Origin of the sequence: Sphingomonas sp. GC_Shp_6 (assembly GCF_026540835.1) — a bacterium.
Taxonomy (GTDB): Bacteria; Pseudomonadota; Alphaproteobacteria; order Sphingomonadales; family Sphingomonadaceae; genus Sphingomonas.
In genome coordinates this window covers 1-841 of sequence record NZ_JALNUO010000045.1, presented here as the reverse complement: position 1 = coordinate 841, position 841 = coordinate 1, and the positions used below count along the sequence as shown (strand labels likewise).

Annotated in this window: 1 protein-coding gene; it reads left to right on the top strand. The window is 62.0% G+C overall.

Annotated features, from left to right (window positions below; translation table 11 throughout):
* Nucleotides 1-63 precede the first annotated feature (63 nt).
* A protein-coding gene (locus OXQ95_RS18605; RefSeq protein WP_267383120.1) for an IS5 family transposase occupies nt 64-821 on the top strand; the annotation gives its coding sequence in 2 pieces (ribosomal slippage) (nt 64-397 and nt 397-821; 759 coding nt in all).
* The last annotated feature ends 20 nt before the right edge of the window (nt 822-841 follow it).

Below are 841 nucleotides of genomic sequence, written 5' to 3'. Positions count from 1 at the left end.
TAGGGTCAGGACCCATTGATGTGAGCGTGGCGATCTGATTCAGGCTCCGTGAGGAGACCGCGGATGAGTGACTTGTACTGGCTGACGGATGAGCAGATGGCGCGTCTGCAACCGTTCTTTCCGAAGAGCCACGGCAAGCCTCGCGTCGATGATCGGCGGGTGCTCAGCGGCATCGTTTTCGTCAACCGCAACGGACTGCGCTGGTGTGATGCGCCGAAGGACTATGGCCCGCACAAGACGCTCTACAATCGCTGGAAGCGGTGGGGCGCGAGGGGTGTCTTCTTGCGCATGATGGAGGGGCTCGCGGCAGCGGAGGCCGTGCCAAAGACGGTCATGATCGACGCGACCTACCTGAAGGCACACCGCACGGCATCGAGCCTGCGGGTTAAAAAGGGGATCTTGGCCGCCTGATCGGCCGCACGAAAGGCGGCATGAACACCAAGCTGCATGCCGTCAGCGATGCGGACGGGCGGCCCCTGAGCTTCTTCATGACCGCCGGGCAAGTCAGCGACTACACTGGCGCGGCAGCTTTGCTGGACGATCTGCCAAAGGCGCAATGGCTGCTTGGTGATCGCGGTTATGATGCCGACTGGTTCAGGGACGCTTTGGAAGCCAAGGGCATCCAGCCCTGCATCCCAGGTCGAAGATCGCGTAACGAGCCGGTCAGATACGACAAGCGCCGCTACCGACGCCGAAGCCGTATCGAGATCATGTTCGGACGCCTGAAAGACTGGCGTCGCGTCGCCACCCGCTACGACCGATGCCCAACGGTCTTCTTCTCCGCCATCGCCCTCGCGGCCACCGTCATCTTCTGGCTATGACCAATGAGTCCTGACCCTAG